The organism is Pseudoalteromonas sp. B62 (assembly GCF_037162565.1).
In the GTDB taxonomy this organism is placed as follows: domain Bacteria; phylum Pseudomonadota; class Gammaproteobacteria; order Enterobacterales; family Alteromonadaceae; genus Pseudoalteromonas; species Pseudoalteromonas fuliginea.
The window spans coordinates 47,285-74,003 of record NZ_JARLVB010000002.1 but is presented as its reverse complement, the minus strand read 5'-3'; the positions used below and the strand labels follow the sequence as shown (position 1 = coordinate 74,003).

At 39.3% G+C, this 26,719-nt stretch carries 24 protein-coding genes and 2 pseudogenes; 16 read left to right on the top strand and 10 right to left on the bottom strand.

Annotation, left to right across the window (positions count from 1 at the left end):
• Positions 1-278: 278 nt before the first annotated feature.
• The 4 genes from P4S71_RS04625 (at position 279) to P4S71_RS04610 (ending at position 3,906) form a co-directional block, all read left to right on the top strand.
• On the top strand, positions 279-1,268 hold the full coding sequence (locus P4S71_RS04625) for a fatty acid desaturase (RefSeq protein ID WP_337150204.1): 990 nt from the start codon (positions 279-281) through the stop codon (positions 1,266-1,268).
• A gap of 382 nt (positions 1,269-1,650) precedes the next feature.
• Entirely contained in the window at positions 1,651-2,943 is a 1,293-nt protein-coding gene (locus P4S71_RS04620; RefSeq protein ID WP_337150203.1) for an amidohydrolase, read from the top strand.
• A gap of 234 nt (positions 2,944-3,177) precedes the next feature.
• The gene (locus tag P4S71_RS04615) at positions 3,178-3,591 is read left to right on the top strand and encodes a GFA family protein (protein WP_007377055.1); all 414 of its coding nucleotides are present in this window, start codon (positions 3,178-3,180) and stop codon (positions 3,589-3,591) included.
• A 93-nt stretch (positions 3,592-3,684) separates the two neighbouring features.
• Positions 3,685-3,906 carry a hypothetical protein gene (locus P4S71_RS04610; protein ID WP_007377054.1) on the top strand — a complete coding sequence of 74 codons (222 nt, stop codon included), beginning with the start codon at positions 3,685-3,687 and terminating at the stop codon, positions 3,904-3,906.
• Here the strand turns inward: P4S71_RS04610 and P4S71_RS04605 are convergent.
• Positions 3,895-5,091 (bottom strand): MFS transporter, encoded by a 1,197-nt coding sequence (locus P4S71_RS04605; protein ID WP_096793658.1) that lies wholly within the window; start codon positions 5,089-5,091, stop codon positions 3,895-3,897. The genes P4S71_RS04610 and P4S71_RS04605 overlap by 12 nt on opposite strands.
• Before the next feature lie 106 nt (positions 5,092-5,197).
• Between P4S71_RS04605 and P4S71_RS04600 the strand changes: the two genes are divergently transcribed.
• Entirely contained in the window at positions 5,198-5,989 is a 792-nt protein-coding gene (locus P4S71_RS04600; RefSeq protein WP_337150202.1) for an AraC family transcriptional regulator, read from the top strand.
• A 19-nt stretch (positions 5,990-6,008) separates the two neighbouring features.
• On the opposite strand, the gene P4S71_RS04595 is transcribed toward P4S71_RS04600, so the two are convergent.
• The 5 genes and pseudogenes from P4S71_RS04595 to P4S71_RS04575 form a co-directional block, all read right to left on the bottom strand.
• Entirely contained in the window at positions 6,009-8,069 is a 2,061-nt protein-coding gene (locus P4S71_RS04595; protein ID WP_337150201.1) for a TonB-dependent receptor, read from the bottom strand.
• Positions 8,070-8,143: 74 nt separating this feature from the next.
• A pseudogene (locus P4S71_RS04590) lies at positions 8,144-8,614 on the bottom strand (YoaK family protein); the annotation flags it as partial.
• A gap of 14 nt (positions 8,615-8,628) precedes the next feature.
• On the bottom strand, positions 8,629-9,888 hold the full coding sequence (locus P4S71_RS04585) for an IS4 family transposase (RefSeq protein WP_337119945.1): 1,260 nt from the start codon (positions 9,886-9,888) through the stop codon (positions 8,629-8,631).
• A gap of 91 nt (positions 9,889-9,979) precedes the next feature.
• A pseudogene (locus tag P4S71_RS04580) lies at positions 9,980-10,174 on the bottom strand (DUF1275 family protein); the annotation flags it as partial.
• 89 nt (positions 10,175-10,263) lie between these two features.
• On the bottom strand, positions 10,264-10,824 hold the full coding sequence (locus P4S71_RS04575; protein WP_337120719.1) for a substrate-binding periplasmic protein: 561 nt from the start codon (positions 10,822-10,824) through the stop codon (positions 10,264-10,266).
• Positions 10,825-11,088: 264 nt separating this feature from the next.
• Here P4S71_RS04575 and P4S71_RS04570 point away from each other — a divergent pair, with 264 nt between their 5' ends.
• The 3 genes from P4S71_RS04570 to P4S71_RS04560 all read left to right on the top strand — a co-directional run bounded on the left by P4S71_RS04570 (position 11,089) and on the right by P4S71_RS04560 (position 13,601).
• Positions 11,089-11,337 (top strand): TIGR03643 family protein, encoded by a 249-nt coding sequence (locus tag P4S71_RS04570; RefSeq protein WP_096793653.1) that lies wholly within the window; start codon positions 11,089-11,091, stop codon positions 11,335-11,337.
• A gap of 178 nt (positions 11,338-11,515) precedes the next feature.
• Positions 11,516-12,538 (top strand): endonuclease/exonuclease/phosphatase family protein, encoded by a 1,023-nt coding sequence (locus tag P4S71_RS04565; RefSeq protein WP_442961708.1) that lies wholly within the window; start codon positions 11,516-11,518, stop codon positions 12,536-12,538.
• A gap of 211 nt (positions 12,539-12,749) precedes the next feature.
• The gene (locus P4S71_RS04560; RefSeq protein ID WP_096793651.1) at positions 12,750-13,601 is read left to right on the top strand and encodes a hypothetical protein; all 852 of its coding nucleotides are present in this window, start codon (positions 12,750-12,752) and stop codon (positions 13,599-13,601) included.
• Positions 13,602-13,912: 311 nt separating this feature from the next.
• Here the strand turns inward: P4S71_RS04560 and P4S71_RS04555 are convergent, their stop codons facing one another.
• Positions 13,913-15,289 (bottom strand): NAD-dependent succinate-semialdehyde dehydrogenase, encoded by a 1,377-nt coding sequence (locus P4S71_RS04555; RefSeq protein WP_337150200.1) that lies wholly within the window; start codon positions 15,287-15,289, stop codon positions 13,913-13,915.
• Positions 15,290-15,488: 199 nt separating this feature from the next.
• On the opposite strand from P4S71_RS04555, the gene P4S71_RS04550 reads away from it, so the two are divergent.
• Positions 15,489-16,529 (top strand): NAD(P)H-dependent flavin oxidoreductase, encoded by a 1,041-nt coding sequence (locus P4S71_RS04550; RefSeq protein WP_033038008.1) that lies wholly within the window; start codon positions 15,489-15,491, stop codon positions 16,527-16,529.
• A gap of 78 nt (positions 16,530-16,607) precedes the next feature.
• Here P4S71_RS04550 and P4S71_RS04545 read toward each other — a convergent pair whose 3' ends face one another.
• Positions 16,608-17,123, bottom strand: coding sequence for an NUDIX hydrolase (locus P4S71_RS04545; RefSeq protein ID WP_096793649.1), 516 nt, complete (start codon positions 17,121-17,123; stop codon positions 16,608-16,610).
• 284 nt (positions 17,124-17,407) lie between these two features.
• On the opposite strand from P4S71_RS04545, the gene P4S71_RS04540 reads away from it, so the two are divergent.
• From P4S71_RS04540 to P4S71_RS04510, 7 genes are all read left to right on the top strand, one after another.
• On the top strand, positions 17,408-18,748 hold the full coding sequence (locus tag P4S71_RS04540; protein ID WP_007377040.1) for a sigma-54-dependent transcriptional regulator: 1,341 nt from the start codon (positions 17,408-17,410) through the stop codon (positions 18,746-18,748).
• A 58-nt stretch (positions 18,749-18,806) separates the two neighbouring features.
• Positions 18,807-18,998 carry a histidine kinase gene (locus tag P4S71_RS04535; protein ID WP_033016122.1) on the top strand — a complete coding sequence of 64 codons (192 nt, stop codon included), beginning with the start codon at positions 18,807-18,809 and terminating at the stop codon, positions 18,996-18,998.
• Positions 18,999-19,026: 28 nt separating this feature from the next.
• Entirely contained in the window at positions 19,027-20,511 is a 1,485-nt protein-coding gene (locus tag P4S71_RS04530) for a sensor histidine kinase (RefSeq protein ID WP_008137547.1), read from the top strand.
• Entirely contained in the window at positions 20,512-20,973 is a 462-nt protein-coding gene (locus P4S71_RS04525; RefSeq protein WP_337150199.1) for a response regulator, read from the top strand.
• A 10-nt stretch (positions 20,974-20,983) separates the two neighbouring features.
• Positions 20,984-22,951 carry a response regulator gene (locus tag P4S71_RS04520; protein ID WP_337150198.1) on the top strand — a complete coding sequence of 656 codons (1,968 nt, stop codon included), beginning with the start codon at positions 20,984-20,986 and terminating at the stop codon, positions 22,949-22,951.
• A gap of 218 nt (positions 22,952-23,169) precedes the next feature.
• Positions 23,170-24,348 (top strand): IS4 family transposase, encoded by a 1,179-nt coding sequence (locus P4S71_RS04515; protein WP_050484169.1) that lies wholly within the window; start codon positions 23,170-23,172, stop codon positions 24,346-24,348.
• 173 nt (positions 24,349-24,521) lie between these two features.
• Positions 24,522-25,136, top strand: coding sequence for a fumarylacetoacetate hydrolase family protein (locus P4S71_RS04510; protein ID WP_007377035.1), 615 nt, complete (start codon positions 24,522-24,524; stop codon positions 25,134-25,136).
• A 54-nt stretch (positions 25,137-25,190) separates the two neighbouring features.
• Here the strand turns inward: P4S71_RS04510 and P4S71_RS04505 are convergent, their stop codons facing one another.
• The gene (locus P4S71_RS04505) at positions 25,191-26,243 is read right to left on the bottom strand and encodes an aldo/keto reductase (RefSeq protein ID WP_337150197.1); all 1,053 of its coding nucleotides are present in this window, start codon (positions 26,241-26,243) and stop codon (positions 25,191-25,193) included.
• 9 nt (positions 26,244-26,252) lie between these two features.
• Positions 26,253-26,687 carry an acyl-CoA thioesterase gene (locus tag P4S71_RS04500; protein WP_008137540.1) on the bottom strand — a complete coding sequence of 145 codons (435 nt, stop codon included), beginning with the start codon at positions 26,685-26,687 and terminating at the stop codon, positions 26,253-26,255.
• Between the last annotated feature and the right edge of the window lie 32 nt (positions 26,688-26,719).

The following is a 26,719-nucleotide window of genomic DNA, read 5'->3' as shown; positions in this document are numbered from 1 at the left end:
AACGATTGCAGCTAAATATGTATTACAGAGCATTACAGGCAAAGGTGTCCCTAATTAGATGTTTGGATCTCGAAAATCATGTGATTAAAGCCAGAGTAGTTGAATATAAAATATAGTAGGTATGAGTTTAGTCGTGTGTGGTCTCGTTATTATTGTATTTATTGCTGTGCGAAAGCACACTTTAGCATCAAGCGTATTGTAATTTTTTATTGTCATTTTTTTAGATGTTACGCTTAATTCAGGTATTATTTGTACATCAAGTTTTTTAAGACATCATCATGACCCAATTAAGTGCCAAACAGAACATTCAAGCGATTGTTAAAGCAATCAAGGCAGAAGAAGTGTTACTTCGTCAAAAACACCCATTACTTGCACATCAAAATACCTTAGGGTTAATTATTTTATTGCTGTCGCTTAGCGCATTAACTGGTGTTGGTGTTTTATATTATTTAGCCATCATACCTGCTTGGGTATGTATAGTACTTGCGGCTATTGCTGCGTCTATTTCCCATGAGTTAGAGCACGACCTTATACATAAACAATACTTTAGTAATCAGCCTTTCATGCATAATTTTATGATGTTAGTAGTATGGTTAATACGGCCAAATACTATTAGCCCATGGTACCGACGTAAAATGCATTTACACCATCACAAAACCTCAGGCACACAACAAGACCTAGAAGAACGCTTGGTTGGAAATGGCATTAAAAATCCATTTTTACGTGCGCTAGTTATTGTAGATGGGTTATTAGGGTTAGTTATTTCTACCAAACGTTTTAGAAAAGAAATTAATGGCTTTAGTTTTTCGAGTGTTTTTAATGCAGGATTTCCGGTAACAACTGTGTATTTTGCTATTTTATACAGCGTTATTGTGTTTCATAGCGTTGATTTTTTTATACCACTTTCGCTAAATTCACCTAGCTGGGTACTAAGTATAATGAATGTGTTTGAATTTTTAATGGTCGTGCTCATTGTGCCTAATATTATTCGTTCAAGCTCGCTTAATTTTGTTACCTCAAGCATGCATTACTATGGCGGCGTTAATAACATGCTTGAGCAAACTCATGTACTAACGAGTCGTTTATTTATGCCGTTTCACTTGTTTTGTTTTAACTTTGGTAAAACGCATACCATTCATCATTTTGTGCCAAATCAGCCATTTTATTTACGCCAAATGCTAAGTAAAAAAATACTTAAAGTAATGGCGCAGCATAACGTGCGCTTTAACGATTTTGACAGCATTAAAAATGCGAATGCGTATAAATAATTACCCCCAACATAAGGGGAGGTTCTGCATTGCTATTCTTATTATATAGTTTGAATAGCAATTATGTGCCAAGCCCATTACCCGTGAATTTACTCTACCCATCGCAACGTTTATTAAGCCCGACTGTCCGTGCGTTGGTGGACTATTTAGTGCCATTTTTAAATCAACAAAAGCAAAAGTGGTAGGCTTAATTAGCGCTAAACCTTCACACTAAAAATAGATAAAGCCCCCCATAGTTGGGCATCTAGCTTAAATGGGATTGATTATTGTAGAGCCTTCAGTAATAGTGGTTATAGGGCGAACTAATTATGTTCTCAATAATACATAAGGTCTCGTGCTCATCAATATTATAAAACCAATAAATATAATAAGGACAAACAGGATGAAAAAATCACTAATTTCAGTAGCGCTGGGCTTTGCTGCCCTAAGTGCATTTAATGCCAATGCAAACATTGATCAGCAAGTGAAAAAGGTAGAGCAACAGGTTATTGACTGGCGACGTGATTTTCATCAAAACCCTGAGCTTGGAAATCGCGAAACCCGCACAGCAGGTATCGTCGCTAAGCACTTAAAGTCGCTGGGTATGGAAGTACAAACAGGGATTGCTTATACAGGCGTTGTGGGGTTATTAAAAGGTGCAAAGCCTGGCCCTACGGTAATGTTGCGCGCAGATATGGACGCGTTACCCGTTACCGAAAAAGCCGACGTGCCATTTAAATCAACTAAAACCACTAATTATCGTGGTGTTGATGTAGGCATAATGCATGCTTGTGGGCACGATACGCACGTGGCCATGCTAATGGGCGCTGCACAAGTGCTTGCAAACATGAAAGATGAGCTACACGGTAATATTATGTTTGTATTTCAGCCTGCAGAAGAAGGCGCACCAGAGGGGGAAGAGGGTGGCGCTGAGTTAATGCTTAAAGAAGGCATATTTAAACAATACAAACCAGAAGCTGCTTTTGGGTTACACATAACATCTAGTTTGCACAGCGGTAAAATTGGTTATAGAAGTGGCCCTGCAATGGCCAGTGCAGACCGATTTGAAATAACTGTACATGGCAAGCAGGCACACGGCTCTGCACCGTGGACTGGGGTTGACCCCATTGCCGCAGCTGCGCAAATAGTAACAGGCGTAAATCATATTGTTAGTCGCCAAATCAACATTACCAAAGAGCCTGCTATTGTCTCGTTTGGTAAGATAGCGGGTGGGGTACGTAATAATATTATTCCTGAAGAAGTCGAAATGGTAGGCACAATTCGTAACTTTGATATGGATAACCGAGCACAAATATTTGAAAAAATAAAAACCACAGCCACGCACATTGCTAAATCGTCAGGTGCAACTGCAGAGGTACACATTCACGAAGGTTATCCGGTAACGATTAATAACCCAAAGTTAACTGCGCAAATGTTACCTAGCCTTAAAAAAGCAGCAGGTAATGAAAACGTAGTTGAAATGGGAAAAATAACCGGCGCAGAAGACTTTTCGTTTTACGCATTAGAAGTGCCGAGTGTGTTTGTATTTTTAGGCGGCACACCAAGTGAGCAAGATTTAAATACAGTGGCTAGTAATCACTCACCTTATTTTTATGCCGACGAATCATCGTTTAAAGTAGGCACTAAGGCGCTTAGCCTGTTAGCTGTTGATTATTTAAACGCACATAAAAGATAGCTTAAACACACCACGTTACGCTATTAGCTTAACGTGGTATTGCTGTTTTATTTAAAACATCGCATCATGTTTGTAGCACTTGCTCAACTTTGAAAAAATCACTCTCAAAAATTAAAAACCTAACCGAATATACAAATGAACCGGCGAGCAATTTTTTATATTTTAAAAATAATGAATCGATACTGCCGGTCTTATATCTCGATTCAATCTTCATAAGCATTAAGGATTTAAATAATGGAAATTACTGGAAGCTGTTACTGTGGTGAAATTAAATACCAGGCAAAGTCTCAAAATAACAATGCACTTGTTTGCCATTGTAGCGATTGCCAACGTATGTCGAGCGGCCCATTTAGAGCCGTTATAATTGCAGAGCCAAATTCGGTAGTATTTACCCAAGGTGAGCCAAAAGAGTTTGTTAAAACAGCGCAAAGTGGTAACAAACGTGCGCAAGGTTTTTGTGGCACATGTGGTACAACACTTTATGCAACTAACGAAGCTAAAGCTGACCGTGTATATGGTTTGCGTATTGGTGCGGTTGATCAGCGAGATCAATTTACGCCAACAGCACAAATTTGGGCTAAATCAACATTGAGCTGGTTGAGCGGCTTACACGAAGTACCTGCATTTGATACAACCCCACAAAACTAGTAATACTGATAAAAAATCACTTTTTAGTAAGCGGTTTGAAATTTATTTAACCAAATGACTGTCTACTTATAAGTCAGTCATTTGGAGAATAATATGTGTAGTTCACCTAAAAGCAGCCGAGCAGTAAATAAAACTGCAATAAACTTTAATGATGAGCTTACGCAAGAGCAGCGCTTGCGTTTTGCTGCAAAAGCTAATTTAGCACAAGAGCGCCGTGAACAGCGCGAAGCAACTAATAAACGTTATGAGCAAAAACACACGAGCAACAAACCTTCGTCTGGTTTATTTTCGTGGTTACAGCAGCTAGTTAGCTGATTTAGCTAAAGTGGTGTTTTTACCACTGCCCAAACCACATAAAGCACACAGTACTCCTGCAATAGCGCACAGCCATAATGGCGCACTCCAACTTCCCGTAGTCGTGTGTAATACACCAGCTAGCATAGGACCAATAGCCGCGAGCAAATAACCTACGCTTTGCGACATACCTGAAAGCGACGCTGCTTGTTGCGAATCGTCAGTTCGTAAACTAATAAACGACAGCCCCAATATAAAACATGCCCCAGAGCAAAAGCCCAGCATTAGGGTCCAAACAAAAGCAAAGCTAGGCATGTAAAGCAGCCCCAATGCACTGAGTGCACTCAACATGGCTAAAATAAAGCTAAGCGCGCTTTGATCTTTTAATTTGGCAAGTAACGGAATTAATATTAAACCCGGTAATGCAGTCGCTATTTGAAAAGCCCCATGATAAGCACCTGCTTGGGTAGCTGAGTGACCGGTTTCGGTTAATATGCTTGGTAACCACGTAATAATTATATAATTTAAAAATGAGTTTAAACCCAGCAGTAGGGTAATTTGCCATGCTAGTAAATAACGCCAAACACTTTTTGACGTGTTAGCGTGTTGAGCAATACTCGCGGGTTTTGTGTGCTTACTTAATTGCGACATCCATACAATAATACTCGCCAGAGTAATAATGGCTGATGAGCCCAGCGCAAGTTGCCAGCCTAATCCGTTTAACTGACTCAGCGGAAAAACCAAAGTAGAAAATCCGCCCGATACAACGCCCATTGTTAGCACGTAGGCTGAGGTCATTAACGCAACCTTTGCAGGGAAGTCGCGCTTAATTAAACTTGGTAATAATACGTTTGCTATAGCAATACCTACACCAATAATAGCGGTGCCTACAAAAAGCATGGCTGAGGTATTTATTACTCGCGCCGCAACCCCTGCAAGTATAAATAACAAAGCTACAAACAAGGTGCGCTCTAGCCCTTGCTTTTTAGCAAGAGTTGCAGCCATTGGCGATACAACCGCAAAGGCAATGAGTGGCAGTGTTGTTAAAAAGCCAGCTTGTGATGCGCTAAGCCCAAAGTGATTAATAATTTGTTCAAGCACAGGTGCAATACCTGTAAATGTGGCGCGTAAATTTGCGGCAATAAGTAATATGCCAAGCACAAGTAATATGCCAGCAAAGCGTGATTTAGGTGTGTTATTTAACAAAAGGGAAGACCATTAAAGCTAATACTTAATGGGCGCTAGTATAAAAGCTTAGCAAAAACTATAATTTAGAGATAATGACACTAAATAACTAAAAACAGACAAAACTATGTTTGATGCAATTGGCTGGGACGACATTAAAAATTTTGAAACTATGGCGCAGCCTATAATAGCCAAAATAGAGCACGCGCATGCCAGTCACGAAATACCACTACATACCCATCCTAAAGGGCAATTAATTTTAGCGCTACATGGTTATGTAACGTGTGAAGTGTCGGCCAAAATGTGGATGGTGCCCACGCACAGTGCAATTTGGATCCCAGCACAAAAGATGCATAGTAATAGGGCGTCTGATAACGCGCAGCTTTGTCATTTATTTATTGATAGTAGTAAAAACGGTATGCCGCTAAATACCTGTACGTTAGCTATTACGCCGCTGGTTAAAGAGCTAATGTGTGAGTTGGCTGGGCATAATCAGCACTATACTTTAAATAGTAAAACAGCGCGTTTAGCGCAGGTGTTATTTGATCAACTTATTGAAATGCCCGTACAACCACTGGATTTTGTATTATCTAAAAATGAGGTAATTCAAACTATGAGCGATCAGCTTATAAACAAGCCAAATAACCGAAAAACACTACCACAATGGGCTAAGCAGTTTGCATTAACTGAGCGCACATTAGCGCGGTTAATTAAAAAAGAAACAGGTATGACATTTGGAAAGTGGCGTACGCAATTGCATATAATTACAGCCTTAAAAGCGCTTTCTGATAAGCAAAGTGTGCAGCAGGTGTCGGAGTTATTAGGGTATGAGTCGGTGAGTGCATTTATTACTATGTTTAAAAAGGTAATGAAAAAGTCGCCTATGAAATACATGAGCGACTTAAATCAGTTAAATTAGCTTAGCCCTTAAATAAGGACTACCACGTATAAGTTGCCGAAAGCATCGCGTTACGTGGTTTGCCAGGGAAGTATCTGTCGCCGGTAAAACTGGTGTAATCGGCGCGCTCCGCATAAGCCTCATCAGTTAAGTTAATAATGCGAGCAAGTAGCTCAAGATTACTAGTAACTTGCCACTGTGCGCGTAGGCTTAAAACATCATGCCCTTGGTATTTATTTAAGTTTTCTGGGTCGGTGTAGTAGTTACCAACGCGGTGCCACTGCAAAGCAAATTGCGTATTACTGAGTGCCTGCCATGTTAAATCGAGATTAGCAATATTACGCGGCGCGGTATCTATGTCGTTGCCGTTTATATTTAAACCGTTAAGTATTTGGTTGTTAGTATAAGTATGCTTTGCGTGTGTGCCTGCAAAGTTAAGTGCAAGCGACTTAGTGAGCTGGTAGTCAAGCTCAAGCTCAATACCACGATGGCGAGAGCTGCCATTATTTACCGTAAAAAAATCACTATCGCGGTAAATCGTATTGTGTTTACTCATAGCGTAAAGTGACACACCATAACGTAGTTTTTCGTAAATCCCTTTAATACCCAGCTCTGCGTTATTGGCTATTTCGGCGCTTAAATTTGCAGTAGTTTGCTCGCGTTGTAATTGGTATAGCTCAGCCGCTTGTGGCGCTCTGTAACCGCGAGAAAAGTTTGCATAAAGCGTGTTATTTGTATTGTACTGATAACTAACCCCAAGCTTTGGCGATAGATTACTAAAACTATTTTTAGCACTCGCTGGGCGGCTGTATCGGCAGCCACCAAATCCGCATTTTGTGCCATCGTCTTTTGTTCTACCTGCTAGCATATTATTGGTGTAGTCGTACTGCATATGCTCGTAGCGCACACCTGCGGTAAGTAACCACTTATTTAATTGCCAATCAAGCGATGCAAAAGGAGCATAAAGCGTGGCGTTTACATCGTAATCGTAATGCTTACCTTGGGGTACTGTAGCAACTAAAAATGCAGAACCTTGAGTGGGCTCATTTTGGCTTTGAGTAAAATCGGCTTGCGTGTATTCGCCATCAAGTCCTAGGTTTATTTTTATATTACTTTGTAAATTATGTTGATAAAGCGATTGTATGCCAAAACCTGTTTGGCTGTTTGTTTCAAGCGGTGTGCCGGGTAAAAAGTGCTTAAAAAAGTCCATGCTTTGGTCGCGAAAATATAACGTAGTAGAGAGCACATCATCGTTATTTAATTGCCATGTTGCATTGCTCCATGCTCTAAATGCACGAGCTTTTCTAAATGCGTCAGGGTCAAAGTTTTTTTGCGCGAGGTCTTCGTTTTTATAGCTTTCAAAGCCTGTAATAAACCCAGCCGTTTGCTGATCAAGATTTGTGTAAGTAAGGCCTGAGGTAAGTAATAAATTATTATTTGAATAGCGATGGCGAATATTTACTTTTTGTTGCTCTACGCTTTCGTCGTCGCGGTAACCGCTATCATCGGTAACACTTGCGTTAATGCCGATACCGCTGTTGCCGTAATCTTGTCCTGCACGTAATTTGTAGCGAGTATAGCCGTACGAGCCATAGTCTAAACCAACTAAACCACCGCCTTGAGTAGTGTCGGGCGTTATTACATTAATAACACCATGCACAGCGTTTGAACCATAAAGTGCAGAACCAGGGCCTTTTAACACTTCAATACGCTGCGCCATTTCGCTGTGCGCTTCAAATAACTCGTTTATGTTACAAAACCCAGCGGCTCTCAGTGGTATACCATCTTCTAAGGTTAATATGCCACCACATGCGCCTGCGCCCGAAAGTACCGGAGAGCGCAATGCGGGTAAATATTCTTGGCCATTTCCGCGTTGAATATTAGCACCCGCTACACGTTGCAGGGCTTCTTCAATATGCGTAGGCGCTATGCTATTTAGCTGCGCTTCGCTGAGTGTACTTATTGATAAAGGGAGTGGGGTAGATAGCGCTTCAATACGTGATGCCGTAGTTGTTATTGTTTCTATTGCATCATTATTTTGATTATCGGCAAACGCAGTGTGGCTAAAGGGTAATATCAGCGGCAAAAAATAAGGTTTCATACATTCCTTGAAAGTAATCTGTATTGCATTGCCTCTATAATATGCGGTTTTAATATGCATTTAAACTTGTTGCGTTAAAGCGTACGTAACCTATAAACCCGATACGTAATTGATAAAACAAAACAAGCCACAGCAGGAAACACCAAAGCCAGCACTAAGTAATGCTTAAATAAAACGTAGCCGGTTATACCGCCTAGTAAAAAGCCTGCAATAATGAGTAAAAACATAACGCCTTTACGGGTATCAAATTGCTCACCTTTAAGCGCTTTACCTATCATTAAACCAAGGTCAGTAAAAATACCGGTTAAGTGTGTGGTACGAACTACTGCGCCACTGTAATTAGTTGCTAGCGCATTTTGTAACCCACACGCAGCAGACGTTAAAACAATGCCGTAAACGAATGTGTTTTTGAGTAAATAAGCACTTGCAAGTAGTAGCAATCCTTCAATAAAAAGCAAAGTGTCGTAATGACGACCAAGTTTTAATGAGCCACCAGAGAGCAAAAAGCCCGACAGTGCCGAACCCAACATAAAGCTAACAATTATTCATAGCTTAGTTCTTAAGGAACACAGACCGTGTGACTTCCTATCTTAAAACGGCAAATATCATTGTTTTTCTCAATGCTTTGCCGCTTACAATTTACCGCTAGTAGCTCAAATACACGATGTATCTTATGGCTGCACCGTGTTTGTTCTATGCAATCCAGAATATCATCCAACCAAAGATAACTGCACTTACTCGCTCTAAATGTCGAGATCGCACACTTAAACATACCCGCTGCACTATGGCAGATAAAACGCTTGATAAGTGTTTGCAGTATGCTCAGCCAAACCAATGATTCGGCAATATGAGGATCTCGTGTGATGAACCCTTTAAGGTTATTCCATGACTTTAGTTCTTTGAAAAACAACTCAATTTGCCAACGAGTTGCATATATATCGAGTAGTTCGTCAAAGCTAAACTGTGCCTCTTTTAAATTAGTAACAAGGAAAACGGGGCGCTTTTCATTCGGTAAATAGATAAGCCTGTACTCGGGCCCATTTTTCTTCCAACGTACTGTTAATTCAAGTGGTTGGCTTGCGAATTTATCGAGTAACGTTTTGATTTTAATGTTCTTTTCTTTAAGTTCTATACCCGCGCAATAAGCTGATGTAACGATTGGGTTAATGTTTTTATTTGCTCTGATCAAAAAATATCCGCCATCTTGAGCTACTTGCTCAAAGTAATCTAAGTCAAAATACCCAGCATCAGCAAGTAATAACGTATCTTCAAGTGTGTGGCTACCTGGTAAAAAGGCGCGCTCAGTTTCAACATCAGGACGAATATCTATTTCGCAGGGTTGTTCATTAAATAGGTCATAGGTAACGTGCAACTCAATTGCGGCAGGACTTACAGCAGTAAAACGACCAGCAAAAACCTGCGCTAATTCATCATGTAGAGCAAATGAAGAACCATCTTGCAATAACACTCGCTGTATTCCTCGCTGGGTAAAAAAGGTTTTATCCAGCGTGTTTACAGTCAATTTAGACATCGCTTGAATAACGAGCTCACGGACAAGCTCAGTCAAGGCTGGTTTTCGAATTTGATTATGAAAGGGTTTATAACTTATCGTGCAATCAGCCTGCGTTCGCAAGTTTTGATGGATATCTGACAAGTTAGCGTCTTGCAGGCAAGATAAGCTTTTAAATACGGCTTTGAGCAGAGAAACGATCGACAGGCAACGGTGTCGAACTTGAAATCCAGAGGTTTTTGCAAGCTCAATGAGGTGTTTTTCTGAGATAAGGGCTTTTAATTGGTTTGAAACTTGGTTAATCTGCATGTGAACTCTGTTTTTAGTCATGTTTTTATTGGCGTAACTATTTGATCATTAACAGAGTTCAACTTCAAGTTTTCTTAAGATCCAACCTATGAACAATTATTGAAAGTAACAATAAGGCAGTACTGGGATTAGTTATTGCTTTAATACCAAGTAAAGTAACAGAGCCAGATACATGCGAAATAGCCTGGTGCTCAAATCCTAATAAGCCTACAGCGTTTACTATGCCCGCTATAAATGCGAGCGTAAACGCGCCATATTCAGCCCACTTTGGTAGTTTTGTAAACATTGCTTAGATCTTATTATTTCTATGTAGATAGGTTTATATCATACACCTAAAGGTATTTTTTTAGGAACATAAAATAAAGATAAACGCATTTAGTCATCGTTTTTGTTAAGTCGCTTTGTTTGAAAAGCTTTAATTTGCTGATCGACTTTATGTGTATCAATGACTCCAAATTTAAATGCGATATACACAGGAAGTTGAAATTCATTTAATTCAATAGAGGTGATGTTTTTGAAAGGTTGTGTGTACCAAAGGCCAGCTTGGTAATTTGTAATAGCGTACTGCACTCGCCCTTTTTTAAGGAGCTTAAACGTGTCTTCGCTAGAAAGTGAACGCATTATATTATTTGAATCTATTGCGTACTTTTTGGCAATTTCTACTGGTAAATCAACGCCTCTGAGCATTGATATTGTAGCTTGAGATAAATTATTATTAATAACGTTTTGATCGTTAATCGTAAACAAGCCAAATTTAGTTATATGCAGCGGCACCGTTGTAAAGTCTAAGTATTTAGTACGCTCTGGATTATTACCTAATGAAAAATAACAGTCAAAGTTATCTTTTTTCATTTCTTTTTGAACACGTGCCCAAGGTAAATGCACTAGTTCAATATTTAATTCTAGGTTGTGCTCAATAAACCTTAAATATTCAATATCTAAACCAGTAAATGTTTCGGTGTTAGTGTCATATATTGTAAAAGGGGGTAGTGAGTAGTAACACAGCGTATGATTTTATTTTGTGATGCAAATAACGGTGTTGAATATAAAATTATAAAAAAGAAAATTACACGCATTAAGCCAAAACCCAGTTTTTTTATTAGTGTAGAAGATTATGTTTGATTATCCAGTCTGGTGCGTTTAACTGTACTGATCTAAGTAAATATAAAAAGCGTATTAACACAATTTGAGCAAATCTAAATGTTTAACGCAGAGCAACAATCGCGAATTATAGAAATGGCATGGGAAGACAGAACCCCTTACGAGGCAATAGAACAGTTATACGGATTAAAATACCCGCAATTGGTGGTTTTTATGCGTGAAAATATCTCAAATGGTAGCTTTAAAGTTTGGCGTAAACGCCATGCTGGTCGCAAAACAAAACACTTAAAATTACGTGACCCTGCTATTATGCGTAGTCACTGTAAAACACAATATAAACAGCGATGAGTTAGCTTAAATTTTAATGGCTGGTAATTTCATTCGTTGTTCATACCCGTTTGTTAAACTCATAAATTAATCCCAGTTATTAAATTCACTAAGTTAACTTATAAGGATATTAAAATGCTCATTGCGCTGGCTATCATCATCGGCTTTTTTTACTGGTTACCCTGTTACCCTGTTACCTATGTCTTACAGCCAACACTATTTAGTGCGTAGTTGCGACTTTGTGCGCTTACAAGTGTTTTATATTGCCAGTTTAGTCACTGTTACTTCGTTATTTTTATTATGGCAAAGTAGCGCAATAGGCTATGTATTTATAGCCTTAACCTCATTGCTTATAATGATTTTACAAGGTAAATGGATTTACCCGTATACGTGGCTTGCTAAAAAAGAAGTGCAAAGCGCACCTAAGCACATCGACCATAGCATACGAATTATGTCGGCAAATGTACTTATGTCGAACCATAAAAGTGAGCAGTTAATTAGCCTTGTTGATGAGCATCAACCTGACCTACTTATTACGCTTGAGAGCGATAGCTGGTGGGAAAATAAATTATCAGTCATTAAAAAAAATTACCCATATTACATAGAATGCCCTAAAGACAATCGTTACGGCATGCACTTATACAGCAAGTTTAAAATACTCGATGCACAAGTATGTGAGCTAATAGAAAAAGATATTCCCTCAATTCATATTTTGTTTGAAAACGATGAAGGCCTGCAAATGCAAGGGCACTTTATTCACCCCGCACCACCAAGCCCGACAGAGGAAGACTCATCGCGCCCGCGCGATTCGGAGCTAATAATGGTCGCTAAAGCGCTTAAAAACCCAACACGACCTACCATAGTTGCCGGTGATTTAAATGATGTAGCTTGGTCGCGCAGCACCCGTTTGTTTATGCAAATAAGTGGCTTTTTAGACCCTCGAAAAGGCCGAGGTTTTTATAATACTTTTCATGCAAGTTACTTTTTTATGCGCTGGCCACTCGATCACTTATTTCACAGCCCAGGTTTTAAAGTAAAGCGTATTAAGCGCTTAGCTAAGTATGGCTCAGATCACTTTGCGCTACTCACTGAGCTTATCTACGAAAACGCTAATCAGCAATCATTAGAAACTAAATCCGATGAACTTAAGCAAGAAGAAATTCAAGAGCTTGCTATGAATAAGGCAGATAAGCGAAAAGTGCCGAGGTTTGAGGAACAATAATAGCCTCAGTCATACTAATCAAAGCTTAGAACTTGATTATATTTAAGCGCTAATCTTCAGTTTCATCTACAAATATTTAAACTTGAAGTATTGATGAATAATTAACTTATTTCAGCAGATAATTGAATTAAAAGTGAAAGAAGACATAAGTTATCAGATTTGTTAGATTGTAATGTATAGATATTTGGCTGTTGATGCATTAAGGAACCTCATGGACGATAGTACACTAGATAGAATTGCTGAATTTATTTGTGGTAATGGAGAAAACCATCCTGAATATCGTTCTAGCTCAAAGATCACAAGTTTTTTTGAGCGATCTGGATTGCCTCAATTTATCCATGATGGCTCAACTCGACAGTGGTGGGTACATGAAAAGCTTAAAGAATGTAATCGTGAACAATTAGCTGCTGTTCTCAAGCGTCTTTCATCACCAAAAGAATACAAAGGTGATAGAGATAAAATTAAAAGTGCATTAGTCATGCTGAATGAAATCCTCTATGTAGAGGGTTTCAGGATTAAATTAGAAGGTCTTGAACCTAAGTTTGAAAAATTTGATATTAACTTTTCAGATGAAAATGTAAAAACTTCTTCACTTTCTCCAATGCCTGCACCTGATTTTATGGCGTTAGGTCTTGAATCAGAAGTAGGAAAGATACTTGTAGATCGTTGGGAAGAAGCCCAGCGTTGCGTCGATTCTAAAGCCCACCTTTCAGCAATAATAATCATGGGTAGTATGCTTGAAGGATTATTATTAGGAGTTCTTCAAAGAAACCCCGGTAAAGCAAATCAGTGTACTACTGCGCCTAAAGATTCAAAGTCAGGAAAAGTAAAAAGTTTCGCACATTGGAAGCTAGCTGAAATGATTGATGTGGCACATAACGTAGGTTGGTTAGGTATGGATGTTAGACAGTTCTCTCATGCACTTAGAGGTTTTCGTAATCTAATACATCCTTATGAGCAAATGGCTAGTAAAATGTACCCTGATGCAGATACATGTGATATTTCTTGGTTAGTTGTTCAGGCCGCAGTAAATGATTTAGCTAGAGCATTGAAAAACGACTAAACACTTAGGTGATATAAGTGTCTACGATTAAATATAAAATTAGACCACGATATTTATTCCCCATTAAAGGCTATGTTTGCAGTCTTTGACTCCTCAGATTAAAAGCGCGATGTAAAATCGCCCCTACGAATATATCTAAAACTCGGTACTGTCTCTTACTAAAAACTAAGTACTGCCTCCTGAAAACTACTTTCTAAAAGTCATAAAAAAGCCTAAAAGCGGTTACCCACTTTTAGGCTTAATAATTTTTGTATTTTAAACACGTATTAAAAATCTTTATTTAAAACGCGTATTTCATTTATGTAGCTAAATTAGCTGGCGATCATAATGCTTTTAACATTTACGAATTCACGCATACCAAAGCCGCCATGTTCTCGGCCGTAGCCACTGCCTTTAACGCCACCAAACGGTAAGTTAGGTTGTGCTAAACCGTAGCCGTTAATGTTGATCATGCCGGTGTCGAAGTACTTTTTAGCGAGCTCAATGGCTTTTTTCTCATCTTTTGAGAAAATACCACCGCCTAAACCGTAGCGAGAATCGTTAGCAATGCGCATTGCGTCGTCGTTGTCTTTGGCTTTAATAAGCGAAGCAACTGGACCAAATAATTCGTCGTCGTAGGCAGGCATACCTGGCGATAAATTATCAAGTAGCGTTGGTGGGTAGTAGTAACCCGTTTGCGATGGTATTTCGCCGCCCGTTACTATCTTTGCACCTGCTTTTACTGACTCCATTACTTGGTCGTGAATGCCGTCGCGTAAATCTTCACGTGCCATTGGGCCTAAGTCTGTGTCATCTGCCATTGGGTCGCCCATTTTCATGGCTTCAAACTGCTCTTTTATTTGCGCTTTAAAATCATCGTAAAGTGACTCAACAACAACATAACGTTTAGCTGAAACACATGTTTCGCCATTGTTGATCATGCGCCCGGTTACACAGGTTTTAACTGCAAGCTCTAAATCGGCGTCATCGAGTACTAAGTAAGCGTCGTTGCTGCCCAGTTCTAACACTGTTTTTTTAGCGTGTTTACCCGCTTCTTCAGCTACTTTTTTACCTGTGGCATCACTACCCGTAAAGGTTACGCCGCTAATTGCCTCGTGAGCAATGAGTGAGCTGGCGGTTTTACCATCGATGAGTAAGTTGTTGAAGCAGTACTCTGGGAAACCGGCTTGCTTAAATAGCGCTTCAATTTTTTCAGCCATGCCAAATACGTTACCAGCATGCTTTAATACGGTTGTGTTACCTGCCATGATGTTAGCGGCGCTGTAACGAATTACCTGATAAAGCGGGAAGTTCCACGGTTGAATACCCAGTAGTACACCCGTTGGTTGGTAGCTAATGATTGCACGGCCGCCATCCATCTCGCGATCTTCATCGGCAAGTACTTGTGGGCCGTTTTCAGCAGTATAACGACAAATGCCTGCGCACAGCTCAACCTCTTGTAAGCCTTGCTTGTACACCTTGCCCATTTCTTCGGTCATAAGTTTTGCAATCGCTTCTTTTTGCTCTTCAAAAAGTGATGCTAAGTTATTTAAATATTTCGCGCGTTCAGCGAATGACGTTAAGCGCCATTTTAAATATGTTTCGTGAGATTTTTCTATTTCCTGCTCCGCTTCTTTTTGAGAAAGCAGTGTATAGGTTTCAATGGTTTGCTCAGTTGCGGGATTAATCGTTTTAACTGTGTTACTCATTTATATCTCCTTACTAATTATGTATAGGTAGTAGTGCAAAACGAACACCAACTATTTAAAGATATAAAATTAAGTGTAACCTATTGTTATTTGTAGTTTTTTGTTTTTATTTGTGAGTGTGCTTATTTTTTATTTAGTTAGTTTTCTGATATGTTCTGTAAATAATGCAAGTTGCAGAAAAAATTACATGGAGAATAAAATGATACGGACACTTTTTGATATTTCAGTTGCGCTAATACAAGCGCCTATGGCAGGTGTGCAAGATGCCAACTTAGCTGCGAGTGTTTGTGAGGCTGGTGGGCTTGGCTCATTACCATGTGCGATGCTTTCTAATCAGCAGCTTATCGAACAGCTAGAGTTGCTTAGCCGCTCAACCAGTAAACCTTATAATCTTAACTTTTTTTGCCATTCAACCTTGCAATATACAAAGCTGCAAAAACAACAATGGCATTCATTATTAGCCCCTTATTTTAATGAATACGCTATTGCTGAAAGTAGTTTAACGGACGAAGCTTCTCGACAGCCAATAAATCAAAGTGTTATCGATATTATTGCGCCTTATAAACCTGCCGTGGTGAGTTTTCATTTTGGTTTACCTGCGCCTTCTTTGCTTGAACAAATTAAAAGCTGGGGAACAAAAGTCATTTCTACCGCAACAACTGTTGAGGAAGCTAAATGGCTTGCTGATAATGGTGCTGATGCTGTTATTGCCCAAGGCTTAGAAGCGGGCGGACACCGTGGTCATTTTTTATCTATGGATTTAAGTTTGCATAAAAGTACGGCTGAACTAGTGCAAGAATGCGTTGCGCACGTATCAGTTCCTATAATTGCTGCTGGTGGAATTGCAACTGAGGATGATGTAGCACATATGCAAACATTAGGCGCATCAGGGGTACAAGTTGGCAGTGCGTATTTACTCTGTAATGAGGCAACTACGTCAAAGCTTCATCGTGATGCTATTTTAGCTCAACAAAAAGATAGTACCGCGCTTACTACGTTGTTTTCAGGTCGTGCTGCGAGAGGCGTTTGTAATCGCGTTATGCAAGAGCTTGGTGCAATACCTGCACATGTGCCACCATTTCCTTACGCAAGTATTGCAATAACGGCTTTAAGAAGTAGAGCTGAATTGCTAGGTGGTAGTGGCTTTTCACCTTTGTGGTGTGGTCAAAAATACATTCCAAGAGAGAACATTAGCGCAGCTCAGATTACACAAATATTAATGCAAAAATGGTCTGTATAAATGCGTAGCTGTAAATAGTTGAACGCATGTTAGCTACGCAGGTAAAAGGGCGTATAAGTAATTAAGCGTGAGTCGTAATTAAAAAAGTTGTTTAGCAATCTTTTTGAGTAGATAGGTTTCACGAAGGATCGATAACCCTTGCTTTTCACTATTTGCTAACGTGCGTTCGTTGTGTGCGATTGCATCGCTAATATTAACCCATTTAGCGGTCATTCCATTTTGCTGTTCGTAATGCTCTAGTTGTGTTTTACCCAGCTCGTCGGCAATATTACAGACGTAGCAATATGATTTGATATGGATAATATCAAAGTCCTCTTTATACCAAGGGCGATACTCTTCATAGAGTCCAAAAGCTTTAACTACACTTATTTGTTGTGCACCGGTTTCCTCGCTTAGTTCGCGAATTAAGCCTTGTTCAATACTTTCGCTTTCATCCACGCCACCGCCTGGCAGGCTGTAGTCTTCATAACGATTTGTATACATTAAAAGTATTTTATTATTTTTAGTAACAATGGCACGGGCTGTTAAGCGGGTAAAAATAGTGCCTTCATTAATATTAATACCAGAGTGAATCAAGGTTTTTAATTGCTGCATTTCGTCTCCTTTTTAAGTTTGTAATGATAACAGTTGCTACCATTGTATAAATAGAAACGATTTTAATTATTTTTTAGGGTGTGTTCACTTTTTCGAGATTAAAAAAATTCAATCTTGAAATATTACCACGCCTAGTGATCGATTTTTTTAAGCATACGTAAATATTTAGTTGGTAATATAAACGCAGTGAATCACTTAAGTTAATTCGGGTTACTAGATTCTAGGCGTGACTTTAAATTTGTATTTAAGGTGCGTAGAATAATAAAAAAGCATAGGGATTTATCATGTTAAACATACTTTTAGTTGATGATGACGTTGAGTTTAGTGACGTTGTTTGCCACATAGTCGAATTCCTCGGCCATAATATAAACACCGCAACCAGTTTAAAAGAAGCACACCAATGGTTTGAAAATAATACTTTTGACCATGTGCTGCTTGATTTTATGTTACCTGACGGCAGCGGTTTACACCTACTTGATCATTTGAAAATGATTGGTCAATCTCCAAAAATTACACTTATATCGGGCCATCCTTCAGTTAAGGGGATTTTAGCTGAAATGTGTGAGCCTAATGTTGGGCATTTATTAAAACCATTACAGCGAGAAGACTTAGAGCTGGTTTTAAATGGGCCTAAAAAAACAGCTAAAAAAGTAAAACCCAGTGGTATTACGCGCCACTTTGGTAGCTTAATCGGTGAATCAGAGCCAATGCAAAAACTCTACACTATGATTGAACGTGTTGCTAAAACAAATGCTAACGTGATGCTAATGGGAGAAAGTGGCGCAGGTAAAGAAGTGGTCGCTCAGGCTATCCATAACGCTAGCCAGTGCGAAGGTCCATTAGTTGCAAGTAACTGTGGTGCGCTTTCAAAAGAGTTAATTGGTAGTGAATTATTTGGCCATGAAAAAGGCGCATTTACCGGTGCTATAGCGCGCAAGGAAGGTGTGTTTGAACAATCTAACGACGGTACTTTATTTTTAGATGAAGTAACTGAAATGCCGATTGATATGCAGCCAAATTTATTGCGTGTACTTGAAACTAAAAAAGTAACGCGTGTTGGTGGAAATAAAGAGATACCCACCAATTGCCGAGTTATTTCGGCGACGAATCGCTCGCTTATAGATTTAGCGCAAAATAATGTAATTCGTGAAGATATTTATTTTAGGCTGGCTGTTTTTCCTATCGATATACCGCCACTTCGCGATCGTAAAGAAGATATTCCCCTTTTAGCTAAAGCTTTTTTAGAGCAACTAAATGATGAAAATGGCACTTCATTTAGTTGGAAGAGTGAACAGTTAAAAGAGCTGCAAAATTATGAATGGCCGGGTAACGTTCGTGAAATTCGCCATGCGATACATCGTGCATTTATTATGAGCGATCCGCAATCAAGTGAAATTACACTGCCTGATAATTTAGAGTCACCTTTTTCTCGGGTCAATAATAAAACCGCTGAAAAGCAGGTATCGGCAGGGCAAACAATCGAAGAAGTCGAAAAAGAACTTATTCATGCCACGCTTGATAAAGTGCAAGGTAATAAAACGCTTGCAGCCCAAATGCTGGGTATTAGTACAAAAACACTTTATAACCGCCTTAATGCGTACGGTGGGATTGGTGAATACAAGTAATTTAAGTTCAGGTTAAATAAAAGGAAATAGAGTGTCTGAAGAAAATAACGAAGCTAAAATGCTTAATAAATTAGTTCATGATGCAAGAGCCCCGTTAAATAGAATCTCAATGAATGCGGAGCTAATTAAATTAGTGTTGGAAAACGATATGCCCAAACAAAAGGCACTCGAGGCCCTAGATAAAATAATTTTAAACTGTCAGCAGTGCAGTGAGAGTTTACAAAATATTACAGAGCATAATAACGGTTAGTAAATTCAACTAAGGCATTTAAACATCTATGAGCAAGCAAAAACAGCAAGGTAAAGCGAATGTTACATGGGCCGCTTTTATAGTCGTAGTACTAAGTATTATTGTGGGTAATGCTTTTTTGGCGTTAAATACTATTCAGGGGTTAACGCAAACCCAAAAGAGTTTAGACAACACTAGCATGCTAACGACGGCAATTGAGCAACTGCATTTGTCAATAGTGCAAGCTGAGTCTGGGCAGCGTGGCTATTTATTAACAGAAGAAGATGATTATTTAACACCGTATTATGATGCTATTGGGCAGTTAGAAGCACAAACTAATCATGTAAAGTCACTTCGTTCTGAAATTGATGGTCAAGCTGAGCGAATTGCTGAGTTGTTACTGCTTGTTGAGCGTAAAATACGTGAATTAAAGAAAACAGTTAATCTTGCATTAGATGATAAAGAACGACGTGCGTTAAATATAGTTAACACACATAGCGGTAGAGACCTATATAAGCAAATTCGTGAACATATTAATGAAATTCAAGACCGTGAATTACTCTTTAAGGTGAGTCACTTTTCGAAATTAGCAAAAATAAAAAATGAGGCAAAAATTACCTTTGCCATTACAGCCATAACAAGTGCTTTGCTTATTATTGGTATGTTTATTATGACCAGACTTAATTTAAGAAACGCGGCGCAATATAGGCTAGAACTTGAAAATCAAAATGAAACATTAGCAGGTAAAGTGTCTGAGCGTACGCAAGAGTTAACCCTGTATTCTGATGAGCTAAGCCGAAGTAACCGAGAACTTGAAGAGTTTGCTTTTGTGGCAAGTCATGATTTACAAGAGCCGCTTCGAAAAATTCAAGCCTTTAGCGACCGCCTCGAAACCATGTTTAAAGATGAACTGGGTGAAAAAGGGATGGATTATATTGGCCGTATGAAAAATGCGGCGCAACGCATGTCTAACTTAATTAACGATCTATTAGAGTTTTCACGCATTACAACGCGCGGTAAAGACTTCGCTGATACAAATTTAAACGAAGTGGTAAGCGATATATTAAGTGATTTAGAAATTGCGATAAAAGAGTCTAATGCACGAGTAGATGTAGAAGACTTGCCGGTTATTCAGGCTGATAAAAGCCAAATGCAGCAACTATTTTTAAATCTATTGTCGAATGCGGTTAAATTTAGGCATCCGGATGTAAGCCCACACATAAAGATTAGTTATGTGCATGAGGATATTTTTAGTGCTGATCATAATACGCATTTAAGTTTCCAAGTTATTACTATAAAAGATAATGGCATTGGTTTTTCACAAGACTATGCCGACAAGATATTTGTTCCATTTCAGCGTTTACATGGTCGTTCACAATACAAAGGGACAGGTATTGGTCTTTCTGTATGTCGGCGTATTGTAGAGCGTCACGGTGGAACAATTACAGCCCAAAGTAAAGACGGTGAAGGTGCTACCTTCGTTATAAAACTACCTGTGGAAGCTGCGCTTTTCACATTGCAAGGAGAGGCTTAAATGCCCTATTCAAAAGTAAAACCGATTACTATTTTAATGGCTGATGATGATGAAGATGATCGTTTGCTAACACAAGATGCCCTTGCTGAAAGTCGTGTACTTAACGAGCTTCACTTTGTTGAAGATGGTGTTGAGCTACTTGAATATTTAGAGCGCAGAGGTAAATTTGAAGATAAAGCTGCGTCGCCACGACCAGGATTGATATTACTTGATCTAAATATGCCAAGAATGGATGGCCGTGAGGCACTTGAGGCAATTAAATCAAATCCCAACTTGAAAGGTATTCCGGTTGTTATTCTAACTACGTCTAAACAAGAAGAGGACATGGTTAAAGGTTACAATTTAGGCGCTGCATCGTATATAACCAAACCCGTGACGTTTGATGGCTTGGTTGAGCTAATGAAAACGCTAGGAAAGTATTGGGTAGAGTTCGTAGAGCTGCCGACAACTTTTAACGATTAAAGGAGATTTTATGTTAGATAAAGTGACTCAGTTGCTGCTTGTAGAAGATGATGAAGATGATTACATACTCACCTGCGACTATTTAGACCAATTGGATTCACACACGTTTAACATTCAATGGATTAGCTCCCCAGAGCAGGCAATTGAAACGCTTAGTAAAAATGAGCATGACATTTGCCTGCTTGATTACCGCCTAGGTGCATCTAATGGATTAGATGTATTAAAAGAAGCCATTGCGAATGGCTTTAGCGGACCCATTATTATGCTTACTGGGCAGTCAAACGACGAATTAGATTCAGCGGCGCTTGATGCTGGTGCAGTAGATTACTTAATAAAAACAGAAATGAGCTCGAGCCGTTTTGCACGCGCTATTCGTTATGCACTTGCTCGTAAAGATGTTGAAGGCGAGCGAGTAGAGCGTTTAAAAGCCGAAGCCGAAAATCGCTCAAAAGACCGCTTTTTAGCTCATTTGAGCCACGAATTACGTACCCCTCTATCGTCCATTTTAGGGTACACCGAACTCTTAATGCAGAGCGACTTTAGTCAGCAAGCAGAAAATGAGCTAGGTGTTATTTATCGAAACGGTAAGCACTTATTGAGTTTGTTAAACGATGTACTCGATTTATCTAAAATAGCTGCCGATAAGCTAGAGCTGACCCTAAGTGAAGTTAATCTCGATAGCATGCTTGCTGATGTATACACATTAATGCGTGTGTCTGTGCTCGATAAAGGCCTTACGCTTCGCTTTGAATCTCATCAGCCATTACCTTTGGTTGCACAACTAGATGCAACAAGGATGCGCCAAATATTAATAAATTTAATAAATAATGCGGTTAAATTTACTGATAAAGGCGAAATAGTTGTTAATGCGTGGACACAGTGGGTTGATGAGCGCGAAATGCTATTTTTTAGCATTAAAGACTCAGGTATGGGTATTGCACCTGAAAAACAAGAGCTGATTTTTAAACCGTTTGAGCAAATTGCCGATGTAGAATCGCGCTCTGTTGGTGGTGCTGGTCTTGGTTTGGCAATATGCGCTGAGTTATTAGCGCGTATGCAAGGAAGCATTAGTTTAGACTCCGAAATTGGCAAAGGCTCTACATTTACTATTTCTGTGTATCCGGGAGATATTAGTGAAGTAGAACGACAGGTACTTAATTTTAGCAGTGCCCCACAATTACAAAGTAAATCAGCACCTTGTAAGGTGCATGGACGTGTATTAGTGGTAGATGATTTACGCGATTTACGCATGTTGGTTGGCCACATGATTAGTACTTGTGGTGCAAGGGTTGATTATGCGGAGCATGGGCAACAAGCGCTTGAAAAAGTGCGTATTGCTGATGCTTACAAAGCTCCATATGATATTATTTTTATTGATATTCATATGCCTGTAATGGGTGGCAAGGAAGCGACTATAGAGCTTAGAAAAATGGGCTATAAAGGCCCAATAATTGCGCTTACAGCGGCAACGATGAAAGGCATTCGAGAGGAATTGGCAGCCCTTGGTTTTAACGATGTAATCCCTAAACCAGTTGACAGTGCAGTTTTGTACCAGTGTTTACAAGATTACTTAGTGGCGCCTGAAAGCGCACCACAACCTAAAAATATAAATAGTAGTAAAAGTTTAACCGAGAAAAAACAGCGTTTTTTACTTGTTGAAGATGACCACGATGCTGCGCAAATTACGCAACTACTCTTAGAAAGTTTAGGTGTAGAGACCGTGATTGCATCGAGTTGCGCGCAATGTTTACAAATACTCAATCACGATCAGCAATTTAATAAAGTATTGTTAGATATGCACTTACCTGATGGGCGTGGCATTGATTTAGGCCAGAAAATTAACGAGCGTTACCCAGAGCTACGCTTGGTAATTGTAAGTGGTGCAGAGCCTAACCCTAGAGAAATAAAAGATTTAAATATTGACCGAGTTTTACTTAAACCTATTAATTTGAGCTTGTTAGAAACGCTTATTAGTTAGGGCCTGTTTATCTTTAGAGGTTAAATTTGCAGCAGTATGTTTGGTGTTTAGGTAAGGGAGAGCCTGTGTAGTGTGGTTATTCCCCATAAATAGGCGATAACGTAGCACAAATGCCAAATATGTGCTGCCCGAAGGGCTGACGAATCCCCAAAACGTGACAGGCACAGCAATTTATGATCTTATGTAAATCACCACAACCCACATAAGTCACAACTGCTATGCCTGACACATCAGTTTGCCATAAGTACTTTAAACATGCATTAGCGCCATTCAATAATGCCAGAGTAAAAACATTACTAAGCTGCAGTAATGCATTAATTTCGGGCAATAAACTTACCTTAACTGAAATCGGCAGAAATTTGTCTGGCGCTGTGGATGTAAAACATAAAATAAAACGCGTTGATCGCTTCTTAAAAAATACTCACCTCTACAATGAAAGGGTCGCTATCTATAAAGCATTAGCTCATCCTATTATCGACTCTTTACCAATGCTTGCAATTGCCGTTGACTGGAGCGGTGCCTGTGGTCACGACTATCACTTACTGCGAGCAAGCTTACTTGTGGATGGGCGCTCTATCGTGATTTATAACATGATTGTTGAGCAGAAGAATTTTGATAGCCCAGCAACCAACAGCCTGTTTTTAGATGAACTTTATGAAGTGCTTGGACGACATCCTAGTGTCTATATTGTAACAGACGGCGGCTTTCTTACGCCTTGGTATAGTAAAGTACGCGAACTTGGTTGGCATATGATAGGTCGATTAAGAGGCTCAATGAAGTGTAAACTAGCCATGCAATCACAATGGCATACATTAAAACAACTTAGGGCTGGTGCCAGCGATATACCAAAGGCGTTAGGTCAAGCAAGACTAACTCAGTCCAGCCCGACAGCATGCGATGCATTTTTACACGTATATCATGGAAAAAATAAAGGAAGAAAAGGAAAAAGCAGATTTACGAAAGATACAAAAATGTATCAAAACTTAGCGAAAGAGCCATGGTTACTCGCGACATCAGACAATACAATGACGAGTAAGCGAGTAGTTGGTTTATATAGTAAAAGAATGCAAATAGAGCAAAATTTCCGCGATGACAAAAGTTTGAGATATGGTTTTTCGTGGCGTTTTAGTAAAAGCACCGGCATAAATAGAATAGGAATATTATGCTTGATAGCCACAATAGCGAGCACTGCGTTATGGTTTATAGGGTGTGAAGCAGAAAAAAGAAAGTGGCATATAAAATTTCAAGCAAATAGTGTTAAGAATCGCCGAGTTCTTTCATTTTTAACCTTAGCCAAGCAAGTCATAAAGCTATGTAAGAGACGTATTACACAAAGCTATATAGAAAAAAGTTTAAAAAACTTTATTTCTAATTATCAAAAAGAGGCCGCTGGATAAAGTGGGGATCCCTCAGCCCGAAGGGTTCTGCCCAGGGGCTATTTACTCTTTGTTGCTCGGTTTTTACTTAGCCCACTAGGTTACAAACCTCGCGCCGTGATTAAATAGCCCCTAGATTGAACAAATTTTAATCCTGAAAGGTCAACAGGCCCAATAACTGAGACATTATTTATATGAATTCAATAAAGCTAGTATCCGAAGAATTAACGCCAACAAAAATAGTGTGTGTTGGCCGTAACTACACCGCACACATTGCAGAGCTAAACAACGAAACGCCAGATCAAATGGTGTTATTTAACAAACCAAATAGCGCGATTACTAATACGCTATTTGCAGCTCATAACGGCGATACGCTGCATTACGAAACCGAGTTATGTTTTGTAATTAAAAATAAAAAATTTGCAGGTGTTGGACTCGGCCTTGATTTAACTAAGCGTACCGTGCAAAGTAAATTAAAAAATAAAGGGCTACCTTGGGAGCGCGCTAAAGCATTTAATGGCTCGGTTATTTTAAGTGATTTTGTAGAGCTAACCGATGCGATGAAGCATTTTACATTTGAACTTAAAATTAATAATGAAGTAATTCAGCAAGGCGATACTCATTTTATGCTGCATAACCCTGACTCAATTTTACACGAAATTAGTGAATTTATGAGCCTAGAAGATGGTGATGTGGTTATGACAGGTACGCCGTCAGGCGTAGGTGAAGTGATTGCCGAAAGTGTGTTCACAGTCAGACTTTACGCTAATGAGCAATGCTTACTTGAGCAGCAATGGAGTGTAAGTTAACTGGACAATTAAACAGGTAATTAAACGTGATTTAGTTACCTGTTTAGGTTTGTATTAATAGGGCATTGGATTGTTCCTAAAAGTAACATCGATACTTGTAAGTACGTCGTCACTTAGCGTGATATCAAATGCATCAATATCTTCTTTTAATTGCGCCATATTTGTTGCGCCAATAATTGAAGACGTTACACCGTTTACTTGATTACACCATGCAAGAGCTAGTTGAGCAGGGGAAATATTGTGATCATGCGCAAGTTCAACATACTGTTTGGTTGCTTGCTCTGCGTTTGGTGTATCTCTAAAAATACCGTTACGTTGCATAAAGGTCCAGCGAGAGCCTTCTGGCCGAGCACCATTTAAGTATTTACCCGTTAATAAACCTGCCGCTAAAGGCGACCAAGGTAAGTAGGCAATATCTTCGTGAACACATTGCTCTATTAGATACGGCCAATCTTTGGTATGCGCTAAGCTAAACTCGTTTTGAATAGATACTATGCGCGGCAAATTATGCTCTTTTGACAGGTTTAAAAATTGGCTTATTCCCCAAGGTGTGTCGTCAGATAAACCACAGTGCTTGATTTTACCTGCTTTAACACAATCGTTTAAACCTTCTAAAATATCCAGCATGCCAGCTTGATGTTCTTGTGTGTTTACGTCGGTAAATTTAAGCATACCTGGCCATTGTCTACCAAAGTGTGGGGTAGAGCGGTTTGGCCAATGTAATTGGTATAAATCTATGTAGTCAGTTTGCAAGCGTTTTAGTGATTCATCAACCGCCTCTATAACAGTTTGGCGAGTAATATTACCGCCATCGCGAACCCATGCTAAGCCGTTACCAGCAATTTTGGTTGCAAGTACAATTTTATCGCGCTTTTGTTGGTTACGAGAGAGCCAGTTACCAATAATTTGCTCAGTTTTACCATAGGTATCGGGTGATGGAGGAACTGCGTACATTTCGGCTGTATCAATAAAGTTTACGCCTTGAGCAAGTGCGTAGGCTATTTGTTCATCTGCATCACTTTGGGTGTTTTGCATTCCCCAGGTCATGCTACCTAAACATACTCTTGAAACATTAACACCACTGCTTCCTAGTGGACTGTATTGCATAAAATTTCCTTATTGCTCGTCTTGAGCGTAGCTAATTAAAGCCGATAAAAGAGGCTCTGAAATAGGGGCTTTTTGACCTGTTTCAAAATCAAACATAACCACTTTCGAATTACCGGTTGTGGTTATGGCATTTTGTGCGTGACTAAATACTGTATAATTCATCATAAATCGGTCTGTTTTAATGTCAGAAATAGTGACGCCTACAGTAAGGGTATCTGGAAAAGTAACAGGGCGCTTATAACGAATATTATTTTCGCTTATAACAGGGCCAATGCCGCTTGGGCTAATTGTATCAAATAAGTTTATTTTATTTAAAAAGTCGATTCTGGCTATTTCAAAGTAACGCAGGTAAACCACATTGTTTACGTGTTGAAGGGCATCCATATCGGCCCACGCTACAGTAATGTCAGTATGAATAGGGTGCTGATCTTTAAACGTTTGCATGCACTTTAACTCTTTATTTTAAAGCACTAGAT